The sequence below is a fragment of the Arthrobacter sp. yr096 genome (assembly GCF_900108925.1).
In the GTDB taxonomy this organism is placed as follows: domain Bacteria; phylum Actinomycetota; class Actinomycetes; order Actinomycetales; family Micrococcaceae; genus Arthrobacter.
In genome coordinates this window covers 1,468-27,350 of sequence record NZ_FNYI01000012.1, presented here as the reverse complement: position 1 = coordinate 27,350, position 25,883 = coordinate 1,468, and the positions used below count along the sequence as shown (strand labels likewise).

The window sequence follows — 25,883 nt, the reverse complement described above, 5'->3', positions numbered from 1 at the left end:
TCCTTAGTGGTGGTCTGCCGGCGTCCCGGCTACTGCTGTTTGGCGGTGCTGCGAAGTTGGTTTTCCGGGCGCAGGCTCTGTGGGAAGGCCCTGGCCTGTGGCCCGGATGGCGCCCTGGACGTGTTCTGCCAGGGCTTCACGGATCTCCGCAGCCGCCCTGTCCATTGAAACACGCCCCGGTTCGCCCTTCCGGCGCTTCACCGTGATGGGTTCGCCGAAGCTGACATACAGCTTGCGGCGTGGTGTGGGGATATGGTCGCGATGCTCATTGCCCTGTCGGGTTCCGAGGATGGCGACCGGTATAACCGTTGCTCCCGAGTTGAGGGCCAGCCAGGCAACTCCGTTGCTGATGCTTTCTGCCGAGCCGCTCCCCCGGGTTCCTTCCGGAAGAATCCCTACGCAACGTCCGGCGTCGAGCAGTTTCCTGCCGAGGTGCAGGGCGGTGCGGTCGCCGGTCCGGTCCACGGGGATCTGTCCGGATCCACGGAGAACCTTGCCCAGGAAGCCTTTGAACATCTCTTTCTTGACCAGAATGTGCATGGGGCGCGGCGAAGCGCCGAACATCACTGGCCCGTCAAGGAAGCTGATGTGGTTCGCGGCGAAAACCACGGGCCCTGCAGCGGGCACGTTGCTTTTGCCTGCCACGAACGTCCGATAGATGACGTGGTCCACGATCCACCCGATGGGCCGGCTCCACAGGCGGGTCCATGGCGCCGGGAGCTCATTCTCAGTCACCATAAATAACCTTGCTGACAATCGCCAGTGCGGTTTCCACCGTTTCCTCGAAGTTAAGGTCCGAGGAATCGAGCGTGACCACGCCGTCGGCCGCTTGCGTGAAGTTCACTACCGTGGAGTCCTTGGCATCCCGTTGGATAACCTGGGCGGCGAGCTCTTCCTTGCTTTGCGTGCCACCCAACTGGATTCCACGCCGCCGGAGCCTTGCTTCCTCGCTGGCGGTCAGGAGCATGCGGACCTCGGCATTCGGAGCGACGACAGTGGTGATGTCGCGTCCTTCCACCACCATCCGGTGGTGGTGCTGGTCGATCAACTCGCGCTGGCGGCGGATGAGCTCGGTGCGGGCACCCAAGGTAGTGGCGACGGCGCTCACGGACGACGAGATCAAAGGATCACGGATTTCATCCGTAATGTCCGTACCGTCCACAGCCACATACTCCGTGACCGTGGTGGTGCTGATCTCCAGGGGCATCAGCTTGGAAGCCTGTTCCACGGCAGCGCCATCCTGGAGGTCAACGCCGGTCTTGAGGCAGTACCACGTCAGGGCGCGATACATCGCGCCGGTATCGAGGTACGCCAGCTTCAAACGCCGGGCAACTTCCTTGCTGACGCTGGACTTGCCCGACCCCGAGGGGCCGTCGATGGCAATTACCAGCGGCTTGCCGGGGCGGGCAACCGTTTCCGGGCCAAAGAATTCACGCGTCATTACTGGAGTACCCGCCATCCACGGTCAGTCAAAGCTTCAACAAGGAGGTCATGCTTGCTGGGAAGCACGGAAAGCTCCACCATGCCTACGTTCTGTCCCGACGAATGGTCCAGCCGAAGGTCTTCGAGGTTCACGCCGATCTCGCCGATCTCCGTCAGGAGGTGCGCGATCTGGCCAGGCTTGTCGTCCACCAGGATGGTGAGCCACGAGTACGCCTGCGGAGGTCCGCCATGCTTGCCGGGAATCCGTGCTTGCCCCGCGTTACCCTCACTGATGAGCTGCGCCAGGTCCAGCCGGGCACCGGGCGCCAAGGGTTCTTCCAGTGTCCCAATCAATCGGTTCAGGTCCTCGCGGACGCCGTGCAGGATGGAAACCACCTTTTCAGCGTTGCCCCCAAGAATCTGCACCCACAGAGTGGGATCACTGGCTGCGATCCGGGTAGTGTCCCGGAGTCCGTTGCCGGCCAAGGACAGTGCGTGAAGAGGCGTGCCCTGCAGTCGGCTCGCCAGGAGGGACGACATGATCTGCGGCAAGTGGGACACCAAGGCCACGGCTTCATCGTGCTCGTCCGCCGTGAACTGGGAAACGATCGCGCCAAGATCCCCGGCCAACGTACGCGCCGTTTGCAGGGCGTCGCTTCCGGTTTCCTCCGATGGGCAAACAACCCACGGCATGGAGGTGAAAAGCTCGCCCCTCGCCGCAACCGGACCTGACTTCTCACGACCAGCCATGGGATGGGTGCCAACGTACCGGGAGAGATCCACGCCACGTTGCCGCAGTTGCGCCTGGATACTGGCCTTGACGCTTGCGATGTCAACCACGACGGCGGACGGGTAGTCCGCCAGCGCTTTCTCCACGACGTCGGCCGTGACGTCCGGCGGCGCAGCAACAACTACCAGCTGGGGTTCTTCGTCCAGCTCCGCCAGTGGCCGGCCTGCGCCAATATCCACCGCGACCGCCTGGTTGGTGGGCGAAGGATCGAAAAGGAACACGGGAACCCCGCGGCCGCGCAGCCCGAGTCCAATGCTGGCCCCGAGCAAGCCTGTGCCGAGAACGACGACCGGACCATCAAGATGGCCCCGGCCGTGCGTACCGAATGCCGACATGCCCTAGAGCCCTACAGATGCCAGGAGGTGTCCGACTTCCTGCCTGCCGAGGTTGCGGATGCTGCCCTGTCGCTGGTCGCCCAAGCCGATGGGGCCTACCTTGACACGGACCAGCCGCTCCACCGGGAAGCCGACGGCGTCGAACATGCGGCGCACAATACGGTTCTTGCCGGAGTGAAGGACAACCTCGATCAGGACGTGGCCGGGGGTCGAGTCAACCAAGCGGAAGGAGTCCACTGCAGCAACACCGTCTTCAAGCTCGACGCCGTTCTTCAGCTTCGCGCCGACGCCTTGCGGGAAGGGGCCACGGACCTGGACCAAGTACGTCTTTGGCACCTCATAAGAAGGGTGCGTCAGGCGGTTGGCGAGTTCGCCGTCGTTCGTCAGCAGCAGCAGTCCCTCGGTGGCGACATCCAAGCGGCCAACGTGGAACAGGCGTTCGCCCTTGTTCTTGTTGTTCTTGAGGAAGTCGCTGATGCAGGGACGTCCTTCAGGGTCTTCCATGGTGGAAACGACGCCCTTGGGCTTGTTGAAGACCATGTAGACGAGTGTTTCGTCGAGCTGGATCCGGATTCCGTCCACGTGGATTACGGCAGACGTGGGGTCCACGCGCATTCCGAGCTCGGTGGTGACAACGCCATCGACCTCTACGCGGCCCTCGAGGATCATTTCCTCACACACGCGGCGGGAAGCCACGCCTGCCTGGGCCATGACCTTCTGCAGGCGCACGCCGTCAGCGTCGTGGAGGTCCGACTGCGGCACTTCCTGGCGCGGACCGCGGTTGCGGGTCGGCTTGCGAATGGGGCCAAGGTTTTGGCCGAAGCGTTCGCTGCCGAACGCCTTGGAACCGTACTGTCTGGCGGGCTTCGCCTTTGGCTTCAAAGCTCCGGGAGTACCGGGAGCCTTCCCAAAGCCGGGCTTGTTGGAGCCTGGCTTACGGAACGGCTTGGCCGGCTTTGCCGCCTGGCCGCGATCGTAGTCGCCAGCTGTTGTGGGGTTGTCGGGATCGAAGGGGGCCGCTTCCCGAGGCTTGGATGCCTTGAACGGGCGGCCCTCGCCCTGGTTAAAGTTGCGCTTTCCTGCGCCGGCACTGCCGCCGCGGCCCGAGAAGCCGCCGGCGTTGGAGCGGCCTGTGCCGCCCTTGGCCTCATTGCGTCCAGAACTGTTGCGTCCCGAACTGTTACGTGGTGAACTCTGGCGTCCCGCCTGTGTCATGACCCGTCCTTGTGTAGTAATGGCCGGCATTTGGTGTTGGAATCAACACTAGCCAGCCGGGCAGACATCGTCTGCCCCTTGTTGCCGTGGCACCTCGTTGCGGTGCCGCATATCCGTATTAAGTTCTGGTGCTGTGCCGGTGAAGCCTGGGGCTACATCCGGCTGGCGTCGTAGTACTCGTCAATCCCTTCCAGACCTGGAAGGTGCGGCGAGAGCTGGGGCAGTTCCGCCACCGAGCCGATGCCCATCCGTTCCAGGAAATAGGAGGTTGTCCGGTACAGGACCGCCCCCGATTCAGGATCGTTTCCGGAGTCCTCAATCAAACCCCTTTGGGTCAGAGTCCGGACCACGGAATCAACGTTTACGCCGCGAATGGCGGAAACCCGGGCCCTGGAGACCGGCTGCCGGTAAGCAATGACTGCCAGTGTTTCAAGCGCCGCCTGAGTAAGCCTGGTGGTCTGCCCTTCGAGAACGAACCTGCCCACGATGTCGGCAAAGTCCGACCGTGAATAAATCCGCCACCCGCCGGCAACGTTCCGCAATTCAAAACCCCGGGGTTCGGTGCTGGCAACGGCAAAGCCGACAGCATCCACGTCCGGGGCTTTAACAGTATAGCCGCTATACTCCCGCTGCAGGTCATCCAACAAATCCTCGACGACGGCGACCGTCACGTTGAGACCCGCGGCCAGCTCTTCTGAGGTAGCGGGCTGGTCAATGACCATGAGTACCGCCTCAAGCGCTGCGCGTGCGCCTCCGGGCAGCGCTTCGAGTTCCGCCAGGCCATCCGCTGCCGTTTCCTGTTCACTCACTGACGTTTTCCCCGCTTCCGGTTCCGTGCGATTCGGCGCCTGCTTCATATTCCTCGCTCAGGCTGGAACTATCCCACCCAGCGTCCTCGCCCGTCCAACGAACCGTGAGTAGCGCCAGTGGTTCGGGCTGCTCGAAAGCAACAACACGGTCGCGGAACATCTCCAGCAACGCCAGGAAGCGTGCCACTACCACCAGGGTGGTCTCGGCATCTGCGATCAAGGTTTGGAACGACAGCGGCGCACCGAGCTTCAAGCGGTAGCCCATGATCTCGGCCTGTTCCTTGACGCTGACCGGCGGCGCGTGGAGATGGTCCAAGCCGACTTCCGCGGGTGCCGTGTCCTTGGGTTTGAGTGCTTTGGCCGCAAGCTCCGCAAATTGCCCGGGAGTGTGCCGCCAGACGAGTTCGGGAAGCAGCGCCGCGAAATGCTCCTCCAGCGCAACCTGCCGGGGGTACCGGCGCGCTTCCTGCTCCAGGGTTTCGCCCATGATGCCGGCCACCTGCTTGAAAGCCTTGTATTGCAGGAGCCGCGCGAAGAGCAGGTCCCTGGCCTCCAGGAGGGCAATGTCCTCGGCGTCCTCCACCTCACCTGCAGGAAGGAGGCGGGCAGCCTTAAGATCCAGCAGGGTCGCAGCGATCACCAGGAATTCGCTGGCTTCATCCAACGCCCAGTCCTCCCCCAATTTCTGGAGGCGCCGGATGTACTTGATGAACTCGTCGGTGACCGTGGCAAGGGCTACCTCGGTGATGTCCAGCTTGTGCTTGGAAATGAGGCCGAGCAGGAGATCGAAAGGGCCTGTGAAGTTTGCCAACCGAACTTCGAAGCCGGCCTTACGGCTTTCGGAGGTACCGGCGTCGGGTGTTACCGCTGGTCCGGCCGCGTCCGCCGGTGCGGGCGTCTCCGCCGTCGGGGCAAGTGACGGTGCCACCGTCCGCTACGGCGCGCCGCCGCGCGAGATCAGTTCCTTGGCAAGGCGGCGGTAGGCGTCAGCACCAATGTGGTTGCCGGCGTAGCTGGTAATCGGCTCGGCGGCGACTGTGGCGTCAGCGAACTTGATGGAACGCTTGATAACGGTCTCGAACACTTTGTCGCCGAAGGCCTCAACCAGGCGCGAAATGACTTCGCGGCTGTGCAGGGTGCGGGCATCGTACATAGTGGCCAGGACACCGTCCACCTGCAGGCGCGGATTGAGGCGGTCCTGCACTTTCTCGATGGTTTCCACCAGGAGTGCGACGGCACGCAGTGCAAAAAACTCGCAAATCAACGGGATGATGACGCCATGGGCCGCGGTGAGGGCATTGACTGTCAGGAGGCCCAAGGACGGCTGGCAGTCGATGAGGACGACGTCGTAGTCGTCTTCGACGTTCTTCAGCGCTCGGTCCAGGACCTGTTCACGTGCTACCTCGTTGACGAGCTGCACTTCGGCAGCAGAGAGGTCAATGTTGGCAGGAAGGAGGTCCACGCCATCCACGCCGGTCTGCTGAATGGCATCGCGGATGTCCACCTTGCGATCCATCAGGACGTTGTAAACCGTGAGGTCGAGCTCGTGCGGGTTGGCGCCCAGGCCAGCGGACAGCGCACCCTGGGGATCAAAGTCCACCAACAGGACACGCCGGCCGTATTCAGCCAGCGCAGCCGCGAGGTTAATGGTGGACGTTGTCTTACCCACCCCGCCCTTTTGATTGACCATGGCAATGACCCTGGCCGGTCCATGGGAGGCAAGAGGAGCGGGTTCCGGGAATTCGCGGTGAGGACGGCCCGTGGGCCCCATGATGGCGTCTTCCAGATCGAGCTCGGCGCCTTCCAGCGTTGCTGAACCCCGTTCGATGCTCACGTATCTAACCACTCTTTCGACGACGATCTTCCCTGCCACTGAGCCCCTGGCTACAGCGCTGCTACCCACCTAGGCTACAGCGCCCGACACGGTTATTCGGGGAACTTGACATTGCTCCGCAGTTGAGCCTTGACCCTCTAGTTGAGGTCGAAGGTTGATCACTTGTTCCTGTTCCGGTGCGCGAAATGTCGATGGACGGCACCCCGGCGGGGTGCCGTCCATCGACTCATCCGTTCTGCGAGCGCCCGTCCTTGCTAGACAGCTGCCTTCTCGCGGGTGTCGGCCTCAGGAGCAGCCTCTTCTTCGCCACCGTGGGCGATCATGGTCTGCTCATCGAAGGGCTCGCTGCCTGAGAGGACTCGCTCCACCTGGCCATTGTCGATTTCCTTGACCCAAGTACCGATCAGCACAGTTGCCACGGCGTTGCCGGTGAAGTTCGTCAGAGCACGGGCCTCGGACATGAAGCGATCGATTCCGACGATCATGCCCACGCCGCCCAGGAGCTCCGGCTTGTGTGCCTGGAGACCCGCGGCCAGGGTTGCGAGCCCGGCACCGGTGACGCCTGCAGCGCCCTTGGAAGCGATGATCATGAAGACCAGGAGGGAAATCTGGGCGCCGAGGTCCAGCGGGGTGCCCATGGCGTTGGCGACGAACAAGGAGGCCATGGTCAGGTAGATTGCCGTGCCATCAAGGTTGAAGGAGTAACCCGTGGGGACCGTTACACCGACCACCGGCTTGGAGACACCCAGGTGCTCCATCTTGGCGATCAGGCGGGGCAATGCAGCCTCGGAGGACGAGGTGGAGAAGATCAGAAGGTACTCGCGGGCCAGATACTTCATGAGCTTGAAGATGTTGACGCCGGCCACTGCGCGGAGCAGCGTTCCGAGGATGACCACAATGAACAGTGCGCAGGTGATGTAGAAGGCAACCATGAGGGTGAACATGCTGAGGATCGCCTGGGCGCCGGTTGCACCAACGACGGCGGCGATGGCGCCGAACGCGCCCACCGGGGCCAGCCACATGATCATGATGAGGATGCGGAAAACGAGTCGCTGCCCGTGTCCGATGGCTCCGAGGATCGGAGCTCCCTGCTTACCCATCTTCTGCAGGGCGAAACCGACCAGAATCGCGGCAAGAAGAGTGGGAAGGACTGGAATGTCACCGGGAATGATGCCCAGGAGGAAGTCCACCGTGCTGTTCGTGTCAGCCTTCTTGGTGGGATCGTACGGGGTCAGCTTGAGGCCTTCACCCGGGTGGATGAGGTTGCCCACTACGAGGCCGATCGCCAGCGCGAAAGTTGACATGGCCACGAAGTAGCCCAGGGCGAGCCCGCCCACTTTGCCAACAGTGGCAGCCTTCGCGATGGACCCGATACCCAGGACGATGGTGCAGAAGATAACCGGAGCAATCATCATCTTGATGAGCTTGATGAAGCCGTCACCGAGAGGCTTGAGGGACTTTCCAACTTCCGGGAACACCAGGCCGACGACCGCGCCGAGCACGACGGCCAGGATGACCGCGATGTACAGGTAGTGCGACTTGTCGAGCCCCTTGCGTCCAGCTTTGGCAGCAACTGCCGACTCTCCTCGTTGAGAGGTCATGGGATTCTCCTTTGGATACTGTGTAAGGCGCTGCGGTCCTGCACTGATGTCCAATCCGCTGCCCTTGTGTGATATCCATCATTGAGCCGCTGGTGACACACATCACCATTGCGGTCATATTGGTCATGGAGGCCCACGTGTTTCACAGCTGGAGCATCGCCCGCCGTTTGTTTGTGGCGAATCTGTTGTTCGTCCTGGTGCTGACCGCCGTCTTCGGGACGTTTTCCGTGGTGGAAGCCAGGGACCGGGCCTACGACGAGGCGGGCGGCCGGATGCTCGCGATTGCCACCTCGTTGGCAGACAGCCCCTTGGTCCTGGAAGCGGCTGCAGCAGCGGACCCTTCGGCGGTCCTTCAGCCCTATGCGCTGGAGGTGATGGACGACGCCGACGCCGACTTCATCACCATCATGGCCCCCGACCGCACCCGCTGGACGCACCCCCGGGCCGAAGAGCTGGGCAAGCCCTACATCGGAACCATCGAGCCGGCCTTGCGGGGTGAAACCTTCACCGAGGTCACGGCAGGCACTCTGGGCCCCTCGGTGCGCACCATTGCACCCGTGATGGATGCCGGCGGAGGCGTCAAGGCCCTGGTAGCTGCCGGCGTGACGGTGCGCACTGTGGACACGGACGTCGCCGAGAGGCTGGGGGTGATTGGCGTCATCGCCTTGGTGGTGTTGTTCTTTGGCTCCGTTGCCTCATGGCTTCTGGGCCGATACCTTCGATCGGTCACGCGCGGATGGGGTCCTGAGCAGCTGGCGCAGTTGTTCGCGTACTACGAGTCCGTCCTTCACTCGGTCCGCGAAGGCGTGATCCTGATCGACACCCATGGCAAGGCTGTGATGTACAACGACCAAGCCGCAGAGCTGTTGGGGCTGGCTCCCTCCGACGCCGACCGGTCACCTGACGCAGCACCGAAACTGGCCGAGCTCCCCTTTGATGGAAGCCTGCGAGCGCTGTTCGAGTCCGGTCGTCCCGCCCACGATGAAATCCACCTGACGGGTTCAAGGATTTTGGTGGTCAACCAGGCCCCCGCCGTGGGTCCGGTGCCTGAACGCAGCCGGCAGAAACCTGCCATCTACGGCACGGTGGCCACCCTCAGGGACCGCACGGAAATTGAATCGCTGGGCACGGAACTCCAAACAATGAAGACCCTTTCTGACGCCCTGCGCGCACAGACCCATGAACACGCCAACCGGCTGCATATGATCGTCTCCTTGCTGGAGCTGGGTCGAACTCCGCAAGCCCTGGATTTTGCTACCAAGGACCTTGAGTTGAGCCAGCAACTGACCGATGACATGGTGGCTTCGGTGGACGAACCGGTGATGAGTGCCTTGGTGATGGGCAAGGCCGCGGAGGCCCACGAGCGTGGAGTGGAACTGGAGGTCCGGACGTCGGGCAGTGCCGGAGTCCGCGGCCTGGAGATCCAGGACCTGGTGACCATTCTGGGGAACCTGCTGGACAACGCGATAGATGCCGCCGCTGCCGGCGACTTCCCGCGGAAGGTGGAGTTGGACGTGGATGCCGGGGCCGCCGCCGTCGAATTCACCGTGCGTGACTCTGGCATGGGCATAAATCCGGATTCCATCGACGATGTCCTGCAGTACGGATTCAGTACCAAATCCTCCGAGGGAGATCCGCGTGGCAGCCATGGCAGGGGTGTCGGGCTCGCATTGGTGCGCCAGGCCGTGGACCGGCTCAACGGTACGATGACCATCAGCAATCCCGGCGGAGCACAGTTCAATGTTGTGCTGCCTGCGCCGGCTCCCGAGGAAGAGAAGGCATGACAGAGATCCGCGTCCTGGTAGTGGAGGACGAACCGATAGCCTCTGACGCCCACTCCATCTACATTGGCCGTTTGGACGGCTTCACTTTGGTTGGGACCGCGCCGGACGGGCAGTCTGCCCTGCGCATACTCGGCGAATTTGCAGCATCGGGTTCGCCCGTGGACCTGGTCCTGCTGGACATGAACCTGCCGGATCTGCACGGCCTGGACGTCGCCCGCCGGATGCGTTCGGCCGGCGTTTTTGCCGACATCATCGCCATTACCGCCGTGCGGGAGTTAAACATTGTCCGCAGTGCCGTGTCCATCGGCGTGGTGCAGTACCTCATCAAGCCGTTTACCTACGCAACTTTCGCGGACAAACTCAGCAGCTACCGGACCTTCCGTGAGCAATTGGCGGGCTCGATGTCCGGGATTTCCAAAGCGGGGGCATCGCAAAGCGACGTGGACCAGGCGTTTGCGAGCCTTCGCGCTCCTACGGAATTACCGCTGCCCAAGGGCTTGTCCGGATCCACTCTTGAATCTGTGAAGGACCTGGTGCGGGCTGGGCACCAACCGGTGTCCGCCAGTGAAGTGATGGATGCACTGGGCATGTCCCGTGTCACGGCCCGCCGCTATCTGGAGTACTTGGCCGACGCCGGCACGGTCACCCGGGCACCTCGGTACGGTACCCCCGGGCGCCCCGAGAATGAGTACGGCTGGAATCACGCCTGAGCGATCATGTATACACAGAGGGGACATTTAGTGGCCCTGATGACTATTTGAGAGTCCTGTGTATACACTGAGGGCATGCGCGCCAGTGACAGGGCTTATGCCTCCCTTCGTGAAGACATCATTGAATGGCGCCTTCGCCCGGGCACAGTCCTCGCCGAAGTGGAACAGTCCGAACGCCTTGGCGTGTCCCGCACGCCCGTCCGGGAGGCGCTGGGCCGGCTCACTGCAGAAGGATTGACGACGGCGGCAGGCGGCCGCGGCGTCGTCGTCACCGATATCTCGCTGGACAGCATCGACGAACTGTTCGAACTGCGCGAAACCCTGGAGGTTCGGGCTGCCGCCTTGGCCGCTGAGCGCGGTGAGCCCGGCGTCTTCGGCAAGTTGCACGCCCAACTGCTGCGGGCCCCTGAACTGCTTAGCGACAGCGATCCCGCGCGGCACGAGTACTACGCCTTGGTGGGCCGCCTGGATGAGGCAATCGATGCCGCGATTTCCAATTCGTACCTGGCCAACGCCATGCGGAGCCTGCGCGTCCATTTGGTCCGCGTCCGGCGTCTCGCAGCCGACGACGCTGCCCGCCTCCACGCGGCCGCTGCCGAGCACGCGGCCATCGCCGAAGCCATCGCCGCCGGCAACCCGCGCCTGGCGGAAGCCGCCACCACTGTCCACCTGCATCGCAGCCTCACCCACGTCAAAGCCACCCACACGGCACGGTAGAACGTCCCACCAGAAGGAGCACCATGGTCAAGAACAACCACGTCCGCGTCTACAAGAGCGAAGAGAACCTGCCCCGTGAGGAGCAGTTGGCGCACAAGATCGCCGTGGTCGCCGCGGACCCCGTCGAGGTGACACCGGAGGTCACTGACATGGTGATTAACCGGATTATCGACAACGCTTCGGTGGCTATCGCCTCGTTGAACCGGGCACCGATCGTCGCGGCCCGCGCGCAGGCCCTGACCCATTCCCCGTCTGCCAACGGCAAGGGCGCCCACGTTTTCGGCATCAGCGAGCAGGTCTCCCCCGAGTGGGCCGCTTGGGCCAACGGTGTGGCCGTGCGGGAACTCGATTACCACGACACGTTCCTGGCCGCTGACTACTCCCACCCTGGAGATAACATTCCGCCGATCCTGGCCGTCGCCCAGCACGTGGGCTCCAACGGTGCCGACCTGGTCCGGGCTATCGCCACCGGATACGAAATCCAAGTGAACCTGGTCAAGGCCATCTGCCTGCACAAACACAAGATCGACCACGTCGCCCACCTCGGCCCCTCCGCCGCTGCCGGCATCGGTACCTTGCTGGGCCTCGATGTTGAGACGATCTTCCAGTCCGTGGGCCAGGCCCTGCACACCACTACCGCCACGCGGCAGTCCCGCAAGGGCGAGATCTCCACCTGGAAGGCCCACGCCCCGGCGTTCGCGGGCAAGATGGCCGTCGAAGCGGTGGACCGCTCCATGCGCGGCCAGACCTCCCCCGTGCCGATCTATGAAGGCGAAGACGGCGTCATCGCCTGGATGCTCGACGGCCCGGACGCCTCCTACGAAGTCCCACTGCCGCTGCCCGGTGAAGCCAAGCGCGCCATCCTGGACACCTACACCAAGGAACACTCCGCCGAATACCAGGCCCAGGCGTGGATCGACCTCGCCCGCAAGCTCAACCGCGAACATCCCGAAACCACCGATCCGGCCAACGTGGAATCCGTGCTGATCAAAACCAGCCACCACACCCACTATGTGATCGGTTCCGGCGCGAACGATCCCCAGAAGTACTCTCCCACCGCGTCCCGCGAGACCCTGGACCACTCCATCCCGTACATCTTCACCGTTGCCCTGCAGGACGGCGCCTGGCACCACGTGGACTCCTACGCCCCCGAACGCGCCGCCCGCCCGGACACCGTGGAACTCTGGCACAAGGTCACCACAGTGGAAGACCCGGAATGGACCCGCCGCTACCACTCCCTGGACATCGCCGAGAAGGCCTTCGGCGGCACTGTTGTCATCACACTCACGGATGGGTCTGTTGTCACGGACGAGATCGCAGTGGCCGACGCCCACCCGCTCGGCGCCCGGCCCTTCGCCCGCGAGCAGTACATCAACAAGTTCCGCACCCTCGCTGCCGGTCTCGTAGAGGAAGCCGAAATCGAAAGGTTCCTCGCCGCCGTCGAACGCGTCACCGAACTGGGCGCCGGTGAACTGGACCAACTGAACATCACCGCAGCACCCGGCGTGATCGACCTCAACAACGCACCCAAGGGACTGTTCTAAATGCTGTACTCCAAAGTCACCCCCGAACAGAAACGCCTCAAGCTGCGGGAGTTGCTGGCTTCCGGGACCGTGCAGCAGTTCCCGGGGGCGTTCAACCCGCTCTCGGCACGGCTGATCGAGGAAAAAGGCTTCGCCGGCGTCTACATCTCCGGGGCCGTCCTGGCCAATGACCTCGGCCTGCCGGATATCGGCCTCACCACGCTCACCGAAGTGGCCACCCGCGCCGGGCAGATCGCCCGCATGACGGACCTGCCCTCCCTGGTGGACGCGGACACCGGCTTCGGTGAGCCCATGAACGTGGCCCGGTCCGTCCAGGAACTTGAGAACGCAGGCCTGGCCGGCTGCCACATCGAGGACCAGTTCAACCCGAAGCGCTGCGGCCACCTGGACGGCAAAAACGTGGTGGACATCGACACCGCCACCAAACGCATCCGCGCCGCAGCAGATGCCCGCCGGGACCCGAACTTCCTCATCATGGCCCGCACCGACATCCGCGCCGTCGAAGGAATCCAGGCCGCGCAGGACCGCGCGAAAGCCCTGGTGGACGCGGGCGCTGATGCGATCTTCCCGGAAGCCATGGCAACGTTGGAAGAATTCCAGGCCATCCGTGACGCCGTGGACGTGCCCATCCTGGCCAACATGACCGAGTTCGGAAAGAGCGACCTCTTCACCGTGGACCAGCTTCAGAGTGTTGGCGTGAACATGGTCATTTACCCGGTCACCTTGCTCCGCATTGCCATGGGCGCTGCAGAGCGTACGCTGGAATCGATCAAGGCTGCGGGGACCCAAGAGGCGCACGTTGGAGACATGCTCACCCGTGCGCGCCTCTATGAACTCGTGGACTACGAGGCATACAACCAGTTCGATACCGGCGTTTTCAACTTCCAGGTTCCTGGCACTCGCTAGGTTCCGGGACTCATACAGGGGAAAGCAGGCAGTCCGGGGCTTCCGGGCCGCGTGCATCATGAACGAAGGAGGGCAGCATGGCAGCTGTTGATATCAAAAAAGGCCTTGCCGGCGTCGTAGTGGATTACACCGCCGTCTCGAAGGTCAACCCGGACACCAACTCGCTGCTGTATCGCGGGTACCCGGTCCAGGAACTGGCTGCTAAATGCAGCTTCGAAGAGGTCGCTTACCTCTTGTGGAACGGTGAACTGCCCGACGAAGCCCAGCTGGCAGAATTCACTGCCCGTGAACGCGCAGGCCGCGCACTGGACCCCGTGGTCAAGACAGTCGTGGATACCTTGCCCACCACAGCACATCCCATGGATGTCTGCCGTACGGCGGCATCCGTGCTCGGCGCCCGGCACGAGTTGGCTGAGGATTCCAGCCCCGAAGCGAACATGAAAAAGGCAATCGACCTCTGGGCTGCCATGCCCGCCGTGGTGGCCTACGACCAGCGCCGCCGCCGCGGCCAGGAACCCGTGGAACCCCGCCAGGACCTGGACTACTCTGCCAACTTCCTGTGGATGACCTTCGGAGAAGACCCCGTGGATGAGGTGGTGGAAGCGTTCAACGTCTCCATGATTCTCTACGCGGAGCACTCCTTCAATGCCTCCACCTTTACCGCCCGCGTGGTCACGTCCACCCTTTCGGACCTCCACTCAGCGGTCACTGCAGCGATCGGCGCTCTTAAGGGTCCCCTGCACGGTGGAGCCAATGAGGCCGTCATGCACACCTTTGACGAGATTGGCATTCGCAGCGAAGAATCCCTCGAGGAAGCCGCCACCCGCGCCCGCGCATGGATGGAAGACGCCCTCGCCCAAAAGAAGAAAGTCATGGGCTTCGGACACCGCGTCTACAAGCACGGCGACTCCCGCGTGCCCACCATGAAAGCCGCGCTGGACAAGATGATCGCCCACTACGGACGCCCCGAACTGCTGGGGCTCTACAACGGCTTGGAACAGGCCATGGATGAGGCCAAAGCCATCAAGCCCAACCTCGACTACCCGGCCGGCCCGACGTACCACCTCATGGGCTTCGACACCCAGACGTTCACCCCGCTGTTCGTCGCCAGCCGCATCACCGGTTGGACCGCCCACATCATGGAACAGGTGGCCTCCAACTCGCTGATCCGTCCGTTGAGCGAATACAACGGTCCGGAAGAGCGCCACGTGCCTTAGGCCTCTGGAATTAAAGCAGCAGGAACGACGGCGGGACGGTCACCGAAAGGCGACCGTCCCGCCGTCGTTTGTCCTACTCCCCGGGGTCCGCCCACTCCACCGTCTGCACGTTGGCCACATTCTCGTTGTCCGGGGCCAAGGCAACCCGGACTTTGATCCTCTGACCGGCGATCATGGCGGGCAGCCAATGTTCGGCATCGGCCCACATGCGCTCCACCGGTAGCTGCTTGACCGGGAACCACGCGGGAGCGATTTCCTCGCTTTCCGACGGTTCCCCCACCCATGAACGCGTCAGGTAGACGGTAGTGGCCATGTCCCAGTCCGGTCGTGCCGGAAAGACGAAATCGACGGTCCCTGCGGGAATCAGGTCATCCGCCCTGACCACCACGTTGATCTCCTCCTTGACCTCCCGGCACGCTGCCTCGGAGGCGGTCTCCCCCGGCTCGACGTGCCCTCCGACGCCCACCACCTTGCCCCGGCCGAAGCCGGTCTTCTTGGTTCCGAGCAGAACGTCTTCGCCGTGCGCGCCTTCGCGGAGGAGGAAGCACAAAGTCACATGGGCTGCAGTCATGCTGCCTACCTTAACCTGATCTCCCCCACTGCTGCGGCCCGTTGCTACAGTGAGCGCATGACTGAAGGTGGGGGTGACGCGCGAGCCGGGGTGGCCGCCGTTAACGACGTAGCAGATGCTGTGACAAACACCGGTGGCACGGACGACGACAAGCCTGCCACCGCCAAGCCGGACCGGGACGCCTGGCTTCCGCGCTGGCTTGTGGCTCATCCGCTCTACGCCGGCTGGGTCTGGACCGTTGTGTGGGCCAGTCTCATCGTCCTGGACGAAGTGGTGGACCTGGCCGGATGGACCTGGTACTTGCTGGTCCTGGTGGCGGCCCTCCCGACGCTCATTTCCACCTTGGTGGTGCTGCATGCCACGCCGCGGAGCCACCTGAGAGCCGTCGATGCCACCGTGCTGGGACACTTCTTTGTGCGGTTCCTGGCCTTGGTGGCTGCGTTCATGGTGTGGGCCGCGTCCGTGGTGATGAGTGCGTCAATCTCCACCACGGTCCAGTCGGTGATCGGTGATTCCGAGAAAGAAGTCACGGCGCTGGGCTTCAACCTCATGCTGGCCGCGGTACCCCTGGTGCTTTCCATTCTGTGGATGGCATTCATCGTCCGCTGTGCATGGTTCCTGCGGCGACTGCGAGGCTGGCGGCAGGTCCCCGTGAAGACGCGCGTTCCCAAGAAGTTCCTCAAAGGGCGCCCTCGCCTCAAACGCGTGGTGGTAGGCCTGGCCCACCCAGGTCTGTTGCTGGTGGCCGGTCTGGGGACATCCCTGTTGGCCCTGTTTGTGGACGCCGTGGAGCTGACGCTGAATGTGATCGGCTAGCCGGCCATGGGCCCGGCTTTGGCAGATTTAGCCGAGCGCCCTGGGGTGCGCTGCCGCGTAAACCTCGCGCAACGTATCCGCGGTGACCAAGGTGTAAACCTGCGTGGTGGTCACTGAGGCGTGACCCAAGAGCTCCTGCACCACCCTGACATCAGCCCCGCCTTCAAGAAGATGAGTGGCAAAGGAATGGCGCAGTGTGTGCGGCGAAACGTCCTTGGTGATGTTGGCTTTCTCCGCCGCAACTTTGAGGATGGTCCATGCGCTTTGCCTGCTGATCCGTCCGCCGCGCGCATTGAGGAACAGGGCAGGCGTGCCTTTACCCTTGGACGCCAACAGCGGCCTGCCGCGGACAACATATGCGCCGACGGCGCGGGCGCCGTAGGAGCCGAGGGGTACCAAACGCTCCTTGGAACCCTTGCCGAACAGCCTCACGATGGCCGGATCGCCGCCGGTGTCCTCCAGGGAAACATCATCCACGTCGAGGCCCACGGCCTCGCTGATGCGGGCGCCGGTGGAGTACAGAAATTCAAGAAGCGCGCGGTCCCGGAGGCCCGTCGCGCTGTCTGAGCCGGCAGCTTCAAGAATGCGCGTCACTTCGCCCACGCTGATGGCTTTGGGAAGCCGCTTGCCCGGCATGGGCGGGTGAACATCGCTGGCGGGGTCCGCCGTCGTGGTTCCTTCCAGAGCCCAAAACTTGTGCAGACCCCGGACGGCAACCACCGTGCGGGCCGCTGAGCGGACACCCAGCGTTGCCGCGCCGTCGGATCCGTCGGACAGCGCCTGAACAAAGGCCGTTACATGATGCCGGGTGATGTTGCCGGGCTGCTCTACCCCTTGGGCGGCGAGGAAGTTTGAGTATCGGGCCAGATCGCGGCGGTACGCGGCCAAGGTGTTGGCGGCCAAGCCTCGCTCCACGCCCACATGCTGCAGGTAGTCAGTGATGGCCCGGTCGATGCCGTTGATCGTGCGCGTGGTGGCTTCGGGCATGCTTAGCGCTGGCTCGGGTGAGCCGGCCAGGGCGCGTTGGCAGGCCGCAGGCTGGTGAATCCGTCAGCTTTGGCAGCTGCGGCCGCCAGGATCCCCACCACGGCAGAGGGATTGTGCAAACGGCCTTCGAGCACGGCCCGCACGGCTTCTTCAAGGGGGACCCAGTGCAGCTCGATCTCTGCCTCTTCGTCGGTGCGCGTGTGGCGGTCTGCCTCCGGCACGTCGCTGAGGCCACGCGCAAGATAGATCCGGATAGCCTCGCTGGACGAACCCGGCGAGTTGAAGAAGTCCGCCAGGACGTTCCACGTGGCTGCGTTGAGGTCCGCTTCTTCGGCAAGCTCCCGGGCCGCGCCCACCACGAATTCTTCGCCTTCCACATCCAACAGGCCCGCCGGAATCTCCCAGAGATCCATCCCCACAGGGTGACGGTACTGCTTGAGCAGCAAAATCTCGCCGTCCACGTTCATGGGAAGCACCGCCACGGCGCCCGGGTGGTCGATATAGTCACGGACCAGGGTGTCAGTGTCCTCACTGAGCTGGAACGAGTCACTGACGACGTCCCAAATTCGGCCTTCGTAAACCTTGCTGGTAGACAAAAGACGGCGCGGGCTCGGCATGTCCGAAACCTGCCTCGAAGTGCTGGGGGTTTCAGAGATACCGGGCATCGCGCCGTCCTTCGTTAGTACTTGCGTTTACTTGGCAGCTACCGCGCGTGCACCGGTCTTGGTGGCCACGGGGCCGCCTTCACGACGCTCCAGGGCAGCCTTGACCAAACCTGCGAACAGCGGGTGCGGACGCGTCGGGCGGGAGCTGAGCTCCGGGTGCGCCTGCGTAGCCACGTAGAACGGGTGGACTTCACGGGGAAGCTCCACGTACTCCACCAGCTTGCCATCGGGAGAAGTACCGGAGAACACCAGTCCCTCAGCCGCGATCTGGTCGCGGTACTTGTTGTTGACCTCGTAGCGGTGACGGTGGCGTTCGCTGACCGTGGTGGTGCCATAGGTCTCGGCGATGACCGAGCCCTCGTCCAGCTTGGCTTCGTAGAGGCCCAGGCGCATAGTGCCGCCAAGGTCACCCTTGCCGTCCACGATGTCCAGCTGCTCTTCCATGGTGGCGATGACCGGGTACTTGGAATCGGGCTCGAACTCGCTCGAGGAAGCACCTTCAAGGCCAACCACGTTGCGGGCGTACTCGATCACCATGCACTGCAGGCCGAGGCACAGGCCCAGGACGGGGAGCTTGGATTCACGGGCGAACTTCAGGGCGCCAAGCTTGCCCTCAAGGCCACGGATGCCGAAGCCGCCGGGTACGCAGATGGCGTCCACGCCGGCAAGGGACTTGGTGGCGCCGGCAAGCGTTTCACATTCGTCCGAAGGAACCCAGCGGATCTTAACCTTGGCCTCATTGGCAAAACCGCCGGCACGGAGTGCTTCGGTCACCGAGAGGTACGCATCCGGGAGGTCGATGTACTTGCCCACGAGGGCGATCTCGACCTCGTGCTTGGGGTTGTGGACAGCTTCGAGGAGCTTGTCCCACTTGCTCCAGTCCACGTCCTTGAACGGCAGATCCAGTGCGCGGACGATGTACGAGTCCAGCCCTTGGGAGTGCAGCGTCTTGGGAATGTCGTAGATGCTGGGCGCGTCAGCGGCGTTGACCACGGCGTCGATATCGACATCGCACATGCGGCCGATCTTCTCGCGCATGGCCTCGGGCACTTCGCGGTCCGAACGGATCACGATTGCTTCCGGCTGGATGCCGATGGAGCGAAGGGCTGCCACCGAGTGCTGCGTGGGCTTGGTCTTCAGTTCCTGGGAAGGTCCGATGTACGGGACCAGCGAGACGTGAAGGAAGAAGACGTTGTTGCGACCCACATCCTGGCGGACCTGGCGGGCCGACTCAAGGAACGGCTGCGACTCGATGTCGCCCACGGTTCCACCGATTTCGGTGATGATGACGTCTGGAGCGTTCTTGCCCTCGGCGGGCAAGCGCATACGGCGCTTGATCTCATCGGTGATGTGCGGGATGACCTGCACAGTGTCTCCGAGGTACTCGCCGCGGCGTTCCTTGGCGATAACGGTGGAGTAGATCTGGCCGGTTGTGACGTTGGCCGAACCTTCGAGGTTTTCGTCGAGGAAGCGCTCGTAGTGTCCGATGTCGAGGTCGGTTTCGGCGCCGTCATCCGTCACGAATACTTCACCGTGCTGGAAGGGGTTCATCGTGCCCGGATCCACGTTCAAATAGGGATCGAGCTTCTGCATAGTTACAGACAAACCGCGTGCCCGCAGCAGGTGGCCGAGGCTGGAAGCCGTCAGACCCTTACCGAGCGAGGACGCCACACCACCGGTGACGAAGATGTGTTTGGTCGTCTTGGACGAGCCCGGGAACCGGGAATTTACACGGGAATTTGATCGCTGCACCACGGAATTCGAGCTTATCATCAATTACGCCTTCCAAGCGTCTGTTCGGATTCCCCAAATGGTCAATGGTTGCTCACCACTGCATTCCAGGCAAGAGGCAAGCGGACTGGAGAGCGCGGATGTGACAGTCCTCGCACTTCTTCGGTGCACCGCAGCGGTTCCCGGCCTCAGGCTCGCTGGGGCAGGAGCTTCGCATCATCCAGCAACTCCTGGGCATGGGCCTGCGCAGACTCCGAGTCCTCCTGGCCGGCCAGCATGCGCGCAAGCTCCTTGACCCGCTCGTCGTCGCTGAGGAGTTGAACGTCACTGGAGGTGAATCCTGTGGTCGTCTTCCCGTCTGAGCCCCGGACGGACGTCTTGGTCACCCGGATATGCTGATCGGCGAATGCTGCCACCTGGGGCAGGTGGGTCACCACCAGCACCTGGACGTGGCGGGCCAACATGGCCAGGCGTCGTCCAATTTCGACGGCGGCACGACCGCCCACACCGGCGTCCACCTCGTCAAAGACAAAAGTTGGCACAGGGTCCACCGCAGCAAGTACCACTTCGATGGCCAGCATCACCCTGGAGAGTTCACCGCCCGAAGCCCCCTTGCCCAGCGGCCTGGCCGGAGCTCCGGAGTGGGGCCGAAGGAGGAACGCGATCTCATCGGTCCCCCAAGGGCCCAACGCACCACTGCCGTCCACCTCGATGACCAACGTCGCATCGGCCATCGCCAGGGCCTTCAGTTCGGCGCTGACACGCGCTGACAAGTCCTTGGCCGCTTTGAGGCGTGCCTTGCTGATGCCGGCCGCCTGCTTGCGGAGCGTGGCTTCCGCAGTAGCCACTTCCGCGTCCAAAGACTCGATCCGGCTGGAGTCATCCTGCAGTTCGTCCAACCGGGTTCTGGCAGTGGCGGCCCATTCGAGGACCTCGTCAATGCTCGGCGCATATTTGCGGATCAGTTTGGCAAGGGCCGCGCGGCGTTCCTCGATTTCCGAGAGCCGTTCGGGCCCTTCGGTATCAAGGGCAGCCTGGTAACTGGACAATTCGGCCGCGATATCGTTGAGCAGGAATCCCACCTCGGCCAGCCGGCCAGCCGCGGATCGCAGTTCTTCGTCATGGTCGGCTACGTGTTCCAGTGTCCGTTTAGCCGCATCCACCATGGACGTTGCGTCTCCGGCATCCCCGAATTCCTCGGCGATGAGCGACTCATGGGCGGCCGCTGCTGCCAGCCTCAATTCCTCGACATTCGCCAGCTTCACAGCCTCGGCTTTGAGACTCTCGTCTTCGCCAGGCTGGGGATCCACCTCGTCAATTTCCTTGAGGGCAGCATCCAAAGACTCAGCTTCACGCAGGCGTTCGCGGGCCTCGCTGCGGAGCGTTTCGAGCTCGTTCTGGATGGCCTTCCAGTGGTTGTACAGCTCCTGATACTCCCCCAGCGCCTTCGCGAGGGGTGCCCCGGCAAACCTGTCCAGAGCATGCCGTTGCGCAGTCGCACTCTTGAGCCTGATCTGGTCCGACTGGCCATGGACCACCACCAGGCTCTCCCCCAGCTCGGCCAGCACCCCCACAGGTGCCGCGCGGCCGCCAACGTAAGCCCGGCTGCGTCCATCGGCACCCACGGTGCGTGCCAGCAGAAGTTCAGCCACGCCGTCGAACTCTTCTGCCTCACCGCCGGCCTCCTTGGCGCGCTCAACCGCACTGTGCGCCGGATCAAGCTTCAGCACGGCCTCAGCGGAAGCGGACTTGGCGCCACTCCTGACAGCGCCGGCATCCGACCGGGCGCCGAGAAGAAGCCCGACGGCGGTCACCACCATGGTCTTGCCCGCACCGGTTTCGCCGGTGACGACGCTAAGCCCGGGCCCTAGGGGTAGTGCGGCGTCAGTAATGACGCCAAGGTCACGGATTCGGAGTTCTTCAAGCATGGTTCACTTCGCATTCGTGGGGTGGTTAGGGTCACCGTCCCGGGGACTTTCCACATCCCGCGGACTGTCTACATCCCGCGGACTGGGCAACGGAGCCGGTGACAGGGTCCGGATTACAGGAATGGGACCCGTATGGACTTCGCCCCTCCGCGGAGCTGGACCCCGCCAGCCGTGGATGGGCAGCTCGAACTTTCGGACAAGTCGTGCGGAGAACGGCGTCTTATGGGTGCGCGCCAGCCGCACGGGGGTGGCTGAGCGCGTGACTTCCACACGTGCGCCCGGTGGCAGATCCACGGAACGCCGTCCGTCGCACCAGAGGACGCCCAGCGCGTCAGTCCGGTTCATGATTTCAACAGCCAGTTTGGACCGCGGCGACACCACCAAGGGCTTGGCAAAGAGCGCGTGGGCACTGATGGGAACAATGACCAGGGCTTCCACTTCCGGCCACACCACAGGCCCGCCCGAGGAGAAGGCGTAGGCAGTAGAGCCGGTGGGAGTCGCCATCACCACGCCATCGCAGCCGAAGGACGTCAGGGGACGCTCGTCCACTTCGGTGACCACTTCCAACATGCGTTCGCGGTTGGCTTTCTCAATGGCGGCCTCGTTCAGAGCCCACGTGTGCCAAATCTTCTGGCCCTTGATCCACACCTGCACATCGATGGTCATGCGCTCTTCCACCGTGTACTGGCGGCTGGCGATCCACTCCACTGTCTGCGCGAGGTCGGCCCGTTCGCTCTCGGCCAGGAAGCCCACATGTCCCAGGTTCACTCCCAGCAGCGGGACGTCAACCTCACGCACAAGCTCCGCCGCGCGAAGAATTGTTCCGTCGCCGCCCAGGACCATGACCAACTCCACGTCCTCCAGGCTGACGTGGTCATGGAGAATTTCAATGGGCGTATCCAACGCACCGAAGAACCGCTCTATATCCGCGAGTTCTGACTTCTGCAGCACGGGAACCAAACCTGACGAGTGCAGTTGCTCACAGGCATCCCACGCAGCGCGAAGCGATTCCTCCCGCCCAGTGTGGGCAAGGACAAGTACACGCCTGCTCATCGGGTTCTGCTTTCTAGTGGTTCGGCCAAAGTTTCTTGATCAACGCAGCAACGTGCCCGTCCCGCTCTTCGATCTTAGGCAACACCGCGGACATCCTGCGCTTCATCCACAGGAAGTATTCAACATTTCCGTCCTGACCCGGCAGCGGACTGGCTGCAAGGTCCTGGAGATCCAGGCCGGCGTCCACCGCAGCACGGGCAACCTGGGCCACCGCCCGGCGTCGTTCATTCTCCGACGACACCACGCCCGTCCGGCTCAGCCGCTCCTTGCCAACCTCGAACTGCGGCTTAACCATGAGGACCATGTCTCCGCCGGGTTCCGTGCAGTGAGCCAAGGGCGACAACACCAAAGTCAAGGAAATAAAGGACAGATCCGCTACCGTCAGTTGCGCAGGTCCGCCAACCTGCTCCGGCGTCATGTACCGGACGTTGAGGCCTTCATGGACGTCCACGCGGGGGTCATCCCGGAGGTGCGGGACCAACTGGCCGTGTCCGACGTCGACGGCTACCACCCTCGCGGCATCGCGCCGAAGCAGCACGTCAGTGAAACCACCCGTGGAGGCACCGGCGTCGAGACACCGCTTACCGGCAACCACGACGGCGGGAAACGCCTCCAGCGCGCCAGCCAACTTATGACCGGCGCGGCTGACGTAGATGTCCTCCAAGTGCGCCTCCACCGTCAAGTCCGTGTCCGCGTCCACCTGCAGCGCAGCTTTGGAAAGGACGGCACCACCGGAGCTGACCTTGCGGTCGCTGATGAGCTTGGCCGCATGGGTACGGGACCTCGCCAGCCCACGGGTGACGAGTTCCTGATCGAGTCGTGCCATGCGTTAGCTGTCGCCTTCCGGGCGGGGATCGCTGGAGGAGGTTTGAGGAGCGGAAGGGAGACCGGGCTCAGCGTCCAAGGCTTCCAGCAAGGAATCATGGATGCTGGCGTACAGCTCCCCATGATCCGCCACGGGAGCTGCCGCGACGTCCTCCAAAGAGGCAAGTGCCCTGTCCACCAAGGGATCCCCGGTGGGGTTCGCGGCGTCAGGCCATTGGACCTCAGGTGGTCCGGGACTCTCGTCCTGGGGCACCAGTGAATTGTTGGGCTCGGTCATCGCACCAGTCTAGTGAGTTCGCCATTCCAGCTGCGGCGCCTGCGCCACGGCTGTGGAGGGAACAGCCGCCCACCACGCGGCACAGGCCGCGCGCCACGCATCGAGGTCGCCCTCATCGCCGGTGATGGTGACCATGCCGTCCGTTGCAAATGCCGAGGCCGCACCGCAACGGTAGGTGCCGCCGTCGCTGACAATCGCAGGATAAGGAACGTAAAGGTCCTCGAGGTCCGCCAGCAGGTAATCGGGCCTTTCGTCAGTCCGCGCCGCAAGGATGGTAAAGGTGGTGTCCACCCCAGTGAGGACAGCCGCCGTCGCGAATCCTGCGCGGTTTCCACCCAGGATGTCCGTGTCCAGGCGGTCGCCAACTACCAGCGGCCGCTCGGCATCGAGCCGTTTCGCAGCGGCTTGAAAGAGGGGTGCCTCAGGCTTGCCGGCAACCAAAGGTGTCTTGCCCGTGGCGGCTGCCACGGCAGCAACCAAGGTTCCGTTGCCTGGTGCCATACCGCGGGCCTGTGGGATGGACATGTCCGTGTTGGTGGCGAACCACATGGCGCCGCCGGCCACGACGTACGATGCTTCCGCTAAGTCCTTCCAGCCGATCTCCGGGTTGAACCCCTGAACCACGGCCACCGGGGACTCCGCAGCGCTGTGCACTGGCGTGAGTCCCACCAATTCGATCTCATGGGCCAGTGCTGCGCTGCCAGTGATCAGGACATGCGCCCCCGCAGGCAGCATGGAAGCAAGGAGCTCCCCTGCTGCCTGGGAGGAACTGACCACCTGATGGTCCTCTGCCGGGGCACCAAGCTCACGCAAGTGCGCGGCGACCTGGGCCGGCGTCCTGGAAGCGTTGTTGGTGACGTAACCCAGCCCAACGCCAACGCTTTCGAGGCGCTGCAACGATTCCACGGCGCCAGGAATGGCGTGTGGTCCTGCGTACACCACGCCATCAAGATCGGAGAGGACAGCATCAAATGATGAGATCAGTGAATCAGCCATGCTGGGAGTCGTTGCCCTCGTTGTCAGCTTCTGCGGTTTCGTTGCGCTCTTCATCTTCCTCGGCAGAGTCGATATCCGACTCCGCATCATCGGACTCGAAGTAGTCCGACTCGGCGTCATCAAGTTCAACGTCATCGTGCTCAACGTCAGCGGCCGCGGCCTCAACGATCACAGTTTCAGTTTCGGCCGTTACGACGTCGGTCTCCGGGGCAGGCTTCTGGAACCGCGGCTTGCGAGCGGCTTCTTCTTCCTGCTCATCCCAGCCAAGATCAAGAATCTCAGGTTCCGCGAAGTCTCCAACGCCCAGGGCGTTCTCGGCCACAAGGGCCTGGCGGGCCCACTTGTCTGCTTCCTCGGTACGACCGACAGCGCTCAAAGCCTCCGCATACGCGCGGAAAAGACGCGGGCTGTAGGAGAAGGCCCGGTTGATGTCCAGCTGTGCGATTTCGAGCTCACTGACAGCTGCGTCCAGTTGATTGAGGTCGGCACGGGCGCCCGAGGCCACGATAGCCAGCTCAACCTTGCCCGGAGCATCAAGGTCCTGGGCTTCAGGCGAACGAACCATGTCCAGCGCACGATCCGGACGGCCAAGGCCACGCTCACAGTCGGCCATGACAGGCAGGTGCACGTTGGAACCGCTGATACGACGGTAGGTACGGAACTCGCGCAGGGCTTCGCCATAGTGACCAGCAGCGTAGGCGGTCAAACCCACAGCTTCACGGACTGCCGACAAGCGCCCGCCACGTCGGCTGGCGGCAAGCGCGTGCTGGAAAGCCAGCTCGGGCTCAATGTCGATCAAGCGGCCGGCCATGACCAGGTGCTTGGCAACCCAGCCTGCACTCTGCTCCTCGAGGGTCTTGATCTGGTGGCCCGTTGCGCGGTCGAGCTCCCTGCCGGTGACATCCTCATCGATCTCGGGTGAACGTTCGCGGTCCGGACGGTTGGCGCTCCGGATGTCCTTGGCGTTGGGAACTCGCGCCGGACGCTCTTCCCAGGAGCCGCCCCGCTCGCCACGGTCATTACCGAACGAGCGGCGGTCGCCGTCACGAGCGGGACGGTCACCGAAAGGCTTGCGATCGCCACGGTCACTACCGAAGGAACGACGTTCGCCGTCACGAGCCGGACGGTCACCACGGTCATTATTGAACGG

Annotated in this window: 24 protein-coding genes and 1 pseudogene; 7 read left to right on the top strand and 18 right to left on the bottom strand. The window is 63.4% G+C overall.

Going from position 1 to position 25,883, the window contains the following annotated elements; genetic code table 11:
- Nucleotides 1-3: 3 nt before the first annotated feature.
- From BMY91_RS21185 to BMY91_RS21150, 8 genes are all read right to left on the bottom strand, one after another.
- Nucleotides 4-738 (bottom strand): lysophospholipid acyltransferase family protein, encoded by a 735-nt coding sequence (locus BMY91_RS21185; RefSeq protein ID WP_175538809.1) that lies wholly within the window; start codon nt 736-738, stop codon nt 4-6.
- Nucleotides 728-1,441, bottom strand: a complete 714-nt coding sequence (gene cmk, locus BMY91_RS21180; RefSeq protein WP_090825557.1) for a (d)CMP kinase — start codon at nt 1,439-1,441, stop codon at nt 728-730. Before cmk ends, BMY91_RS21185 begins: the two co-directional genes overlap by 11 nt.
- Nucleotides 1,441-2,547 carry a prephenate dehydrogenase gene (locus BMY91_RS21175; protein WP_090825554.1) on the bottom strand — a complete coding sequence of 369 codons (1,107 nt, stop codon included), beginning with the start codon at nt 2,545-2,547 and terminating at the stop codon, nt 1,441-1,443. Before BMY91_RS21175 ends, cmk begins: the two co-directional genes overlap by 1 nt.
- Nucleotides 2,548-2,550: 3 nt before the next feature.
- Nucleotides 2,551-3,762, bottom strand: a complete 1,212-nt coding sequence (locus BMY91_RS21170; protein WP_090825551.1) for a pseudouridine synthase — start codon at nt 3,760-3,762, stop codon at nt 2,551-2,553.
- 152 nt (nt 3,763-3,914) lie between these two features.
- Nucleotides 3,915-4,571, bottom strand: coding sequence for an SMC-Scp complex subunit ScpB (locus BMY91_RS21165; RefSeq protein ID WP_090825549.1), 657 nt, complete (start codon nt 4,569-4,571; stop codon nt 3,915-3,917).
- On the bottom strand, nt 4,564-5,499 hold the full coding sequence (locus tag BMY91_RS21160) for a segregation and condensation protein A (protein WP_090825546.1): 936 nt from the start codon (nt 5,497-5,499) through the stop codon (nt 4,564-4,566). Before BMY91_RS21160 ends, BMY91_RS21165 begins: the two co-directional genes overlap by 8 nt.
- 6 nt (nt 5,500-5,505) lie before the next feature.
- Nucleotides 5,506-6,405: a ParA family protein gene (locus tag BMY91_RS21155; RefSeq protein ID WP_090825543.1), complete on the bottom strand. Its 900-nt coding sequence runs from the start codon at nt 6,403-6,405 to the stop codon at nt 5,506-5,508.
- A gap of 254 nt (nt 6,406-6,659) precedes the next feature.
- The gene (locus BMY91_RS21150; RefSeq protein WP_090825540.1) at nt 6,660-8,006 is read right to left on the bottom strand and encodes a cation:dicarboxylate symporter family transporter; all 1,347 of its coding nucleotides are present in this window, start codon (nt 8,004-8,006) and stop codon (nt 6,660-6,662) included.
- 137 nt (nt 8,007-8,143) lie between these two features.
- Between BMY91_RS21150 and BMY91_RS21145 the strand changes: the two genes are divergently transcribed.
- The 6 genes from BMY91_RS21145 (at nt 8,144) to BMY91_RS21120 (ending at nt 14,884) form a co-directional block, all read left to right on the top strand.
- The gene (locus BMY91_RS21145; RefSeq protein ID WP_090825726.1) at nt 8,144-9,790 is read left to right on the top strand and encodes a sensor histidine kinase; all 1,647 of its coding nucleotides are present in this window, start codon (nt 8,144-8,146) and stop codon (nt 9,788-9,790) included.
- Nucleotides 9,787-10,500, top strand: a complete 714-nt coding sequence (locus BMY91_RS21140) for a response regulator (RefSeq protein ID WP_090825537.1) — start codon at nt 9,787-9,789, stop codon at nt 10,498-10,500. Before BMY91_RS21145 ends, BMY91_RS21140 begins: the two co-directional genes overlap by 4 nt.
- A gap of 75 nt (nt 10,501-10,575) precedes the next feature.
- On the top strand, nt 10,576-11,217 hold the full coding sequence (locus tag BMY91_RS21135; RefSeq protein ID WP_090825534.1) for a GntR family transcriptional regulator: 642 nt from the start codon (nt 10,576-10,578) through the stop codon (nt 11,215-11,217).
- A 23-nt stretch (nt 11,218-11,240) separates the two neighbouring features.
- Nucleotides 11,241-12,761 carry an MmgE/PrpD family protein gene (locus BMY91_RS21130; protein WP_090825533.1) on the top strand — a complete coding sequence of 507 codons (1,521 nt, stop codon included), beginning with the start codon at nt 11,241-11,243 and terminating at the stop codon, nt 12,759-12,761.
- Nucleotides 12,762-13,667 carry a methylisocitrate lyase gene (gene prpB / locus BMY91_RS21125; RefSeq protein ID WP_090825530.1) on the top strand — a complete coding sequence of 302 codons (906 nt, stop codon included), beginning with the start codon at nt 12,762-12,764 and terminating at the stop codon, nt 13,665-13,667.
- Nucleotides 13,668-13,744: 77 nt separating this feature from the next.
- Nucleotides 13,745-14,884, top strand: a complete 1,140-nt coding sequence (locus BMY91_RS21120) for a bifunctional 2-methylcitrate synthase/citrate synthase (protein WP_090825528.1) — start codon at nt 13,745-13,747, stop codon at nt 14,882-14,884.
- Between the two features lie 73 nt (nt 14,885-14,957).
- On the opposite strand, the gene BMY91_RS21115 is transcribed toward BMY91_RS21120, so the two are convergent.
- Nucleotides 14,958-15,455, bottom strand: a complete 498-nt coding sequence (locus BMY91_RS21115; RefSeq protein WP_090825525.1) for an 8-oxo-dGTP diphosphatase — start codon at nt 15,453-15,455, stop codon at nt 14,958-14,960.
- Nucleotides 15,456-15,512: 57 nt separating this feature from the next.
- Here BMY91_RS21115 and BMY91_RS21110 point away from each other — a divergent pair, with 57 nt between their 5' ends.
- The gene (locus BMY91_RS21110; RefSeq protein WP_090825724.1) at nt 15,513-16,271 is read left to right on the top strand and encodes a hypothetical protein; all 759 of its coding nucleotides are present in this window, start codon (nt 15,513-15,515) and stop codon (nt 16,269-16,271) included.
- A 27-nt stretch (nt 16,272-16,298) separates the two neighbouring features.
- On the opposite strand, the gene xerD is transcribed toward BMY91_RS21110, so the two are convergent.
- The 9 genes and pseudogenes from xerD to BMY91_RS21065 all read right to left on the bottom strand — a co-directional run.
- Nucleotides 16,299-17,258, bottom strand: a complete 960-nt coding sequence (xerD, locus tag BMY91_RS21105) for a site-specific tyrosine recombinase XerD (protein ID WP_090825522.1) — start codon at nt 17,256-17,258, stop codon at nt 16,299-16,301.
- A gap of 2 nt (nt 17,259-17,260) precedes the next feature.
- The gene (locus tag BMY91_RS21100; RefSeq protein ID WP_090825519.1) at nt 17,261-17,923 is read right to left on the bottom strand and encodes an NUDIX domain-containing protein; all 663 of its coding nucleotides are present in this window, start codon (nt 17,921-17,923) and stop codon (nt 17,261-17,263) included.
- 27 nt (nt 17,924-17,950) lie between these two features.
- Nucleotides 17,951-19,696: a CTP synthase gene (locus BMY91_RS21095; RefSeq protein WP_090825517.1), complete on the bottom strand. Its 1,746-nt coding sequence runs from the start codon at nt 19,694-19,696 to the stop codon at nt 17,951-17,953.
- Nucleotides 19,697-19,842: 146 nt separating this feature from the next.
- Entirely contained in the window at nt 19,843-21,582 is a 1,740-nt protein-coding gene (gene recN / locus BMY91_RS21090) for a DNA repair protein RecN (RefSeq protein ID WP_090825515.1), read from the bottom strand.
- Between the two features lie 3 nt (nt 21,583-21,585).
- Nucleotides 21,586-22,635, bottom strand: coding sequence for an NAD kinase (locus tag BMY91_RS21085; RefSeq protein ID WP_090825513.1), 1,050 nt, complete (start codon nt 22,633-22,635; stop codon nt 21,586-21,588).
- A gap of 13 nt (nt 22,636-22,648) precedes the next feature.
- Complete coding sequence (locus tag BMY91_RS21080; protein WP_090825511.1) at nt 22,649-23,461, bottom strand: TlyA family RNA methyltransferase; 813 nt, start codon at nt 23,459-23,461, stop codon at nt 22,649-22,651.
- 3 nt (nt 23,462-23,464) lie between these two features.
- Nucleotides 23,465-23,737, bottom strand: a complete 273-nt coding sequence (locus BMY91_RS21075) for a hypothetical protein (protein WP_090825509.1) — start codon at nt 23,735-23,737, stop codon at nt 23,465-23,467.
- A gap of 9 nt (nt 23,738-23,746) precedes the next feature.
- Nucleotides 23,747-24,733, bottom strand: a complete 987-nt coding sequence (locus tag BMY91_RS21070) for an HAD-IIA family hydrolase (RefSeq protein WP_090825506.1) — start codon at nt 24,731-24,733, stop codon at nt 23,747-23,749.
- Nucleotides 24,726-25,883, bottom strand: a pseudogene (locus BMY91_RS21065) (hypothetical protein); the annotation flags it as partial. The gene BMY91_RS21070 and the pseudogene BMY91_RS21065, both read right to left, overlap by 8 nt.

Bases quoted from the DNA above. Each gene is read 5' to 3' on its own strand.
- BMY91_RS21185 (WP_175538809.1), bottom strand. From the start codon at position 738: ATGGTGACTGAGAATGAGCTCCCGGCGCCATGGACCCGCCTGTGGAGC.
- cmk (WP_090825557.1), bottom strand. From the start codon at position 1,441: ATGACGCGTGAATTCTTTGGCCCGGAAACGGTTGCCCGCCCCGGCAAG.
- BMY91_RS21175 (WP_090825554.1), bottom strand. From the start codon at position 2,547: ATGTCGGCATTCGGTACGCACGGCCGGGGCCATCTTGATGGTCCGGTC.
- BMY91_RS21170 (WP_090825551.1), bottom strand. From the start codon at position 3,762: ATGACACAGGCGGGACGCCAGAGTTCACCACGTAACAGTTCGGGACGC.
- BMY91_RS21150 (WP_090825540.1), bottom strand. From the start codon at position 8,006: ATGACCTCTCAACGAGGAGAGTCGGCAGTTGCTGCCAAAGCTGGACGC.
- BMY91_RS21140 (WP_090825537.1), top strand. From the start codon at position 9,787: ATGACAGAGATCCGCGTCCTGGTAGTGGAGGACGAACCGATAGCCTCT.
- BMY91_RS21135 (WP_090825534.1), top strand. From the start codon at position 10,576: ATGCGCGCCAGTGACAGGGCTTATGCCTCCCTTCGTGAAGACATCATT.
- BMY91_RS21130 (WP_090825533.1), top strand. From the start codon at position 11,241: ATGGTCAAGAACAACCACGTCCGCGTCTACAAGAGCGAAGAGAACCTG.
- prpB (WP_090825530.1), top strand. From the start codon at position 12,762: ATGCTGTACTCCAAAGTCACCCCCGAACAGAAACGCCTCAAGCTGCGG.
- BMY91_RS21120 (WP_090825528.1), top strand. From the start codon at position 13,745: ATGGCAGCTGTTGATATCAAAAAAGGCCTTGCCGGCGTCGTAGTGGAT.
- BMY91_RS21115 (WP_090825525.1), bottom strand. From the start codon at position 15,455: ATGACTGCAGCCCATGTGACTTTGTGCTTCCTCCTCCGCGAAGGCGCG.
- BMY91_RS21110 (WP_090825724.1), top strand. From the start codon at position 15,513: ATGACTGAAGGTGGGGGTGACGCGCGAGCCGGGGTGGCCGCCGTTAAC.
- xerD (WP_090825522.1), bottom strand. From the start codon at position 17,258: ATGCCCGAAGCCACCACGCGCACGATCAACGGCATCGACCGGGCCATC.
- BMY91_RS21100 (WP_090825519.1), bottom strand. From the start codon at position 17,923: ATGCCCGGTATCTCTGAAACCCCCAGCACTTCGAGGCAGGTTTCGGAC.
- BMY91_RS21095 (WP_090825517.1), bottom strand. From the start codon at position 19,696: ATGATAAGCTCGAATTCCGTGGTGCAGCGATCAAATTCCCGTGTAAAT.
- recN (WP_090825515.1), bottom strand. From the start codon at position 21,582: ATGCTTGAAGAACTCCGAATCCGTGACCTTGGCGTCATTACTGACGCC.
- BMY91_RS21085 (WP_090825513.1), bottom strand. From the start codon at position 22,635: ATGAGCAGGCGTGTACTTGTCCTTGCCCACACTGGGCGGGAGGAATCG.
- BMY91_RS21080 (WP_090825511.1), bottom strand. From the start codon at position 23,461: ATGGCACGACTCGATCAGGAACTCGTCACCCGTGGGCTGGCGAGGTCC.
- BMY91_RS21075 (WP_090825509.1), bottom strand. From the start codon at position 23,737: ATGACCGAGCCCAACAATTCACTGGTGCCCCAGGACGAGAGTCCCGGA.
- BMY91_RS21070 (WP_090825506.1), bottom strand. From the start codon at position 24,733: ATGGCTGATTCACTGATCTCATCATTTGATGCTGTCCTCTCCGATCTT.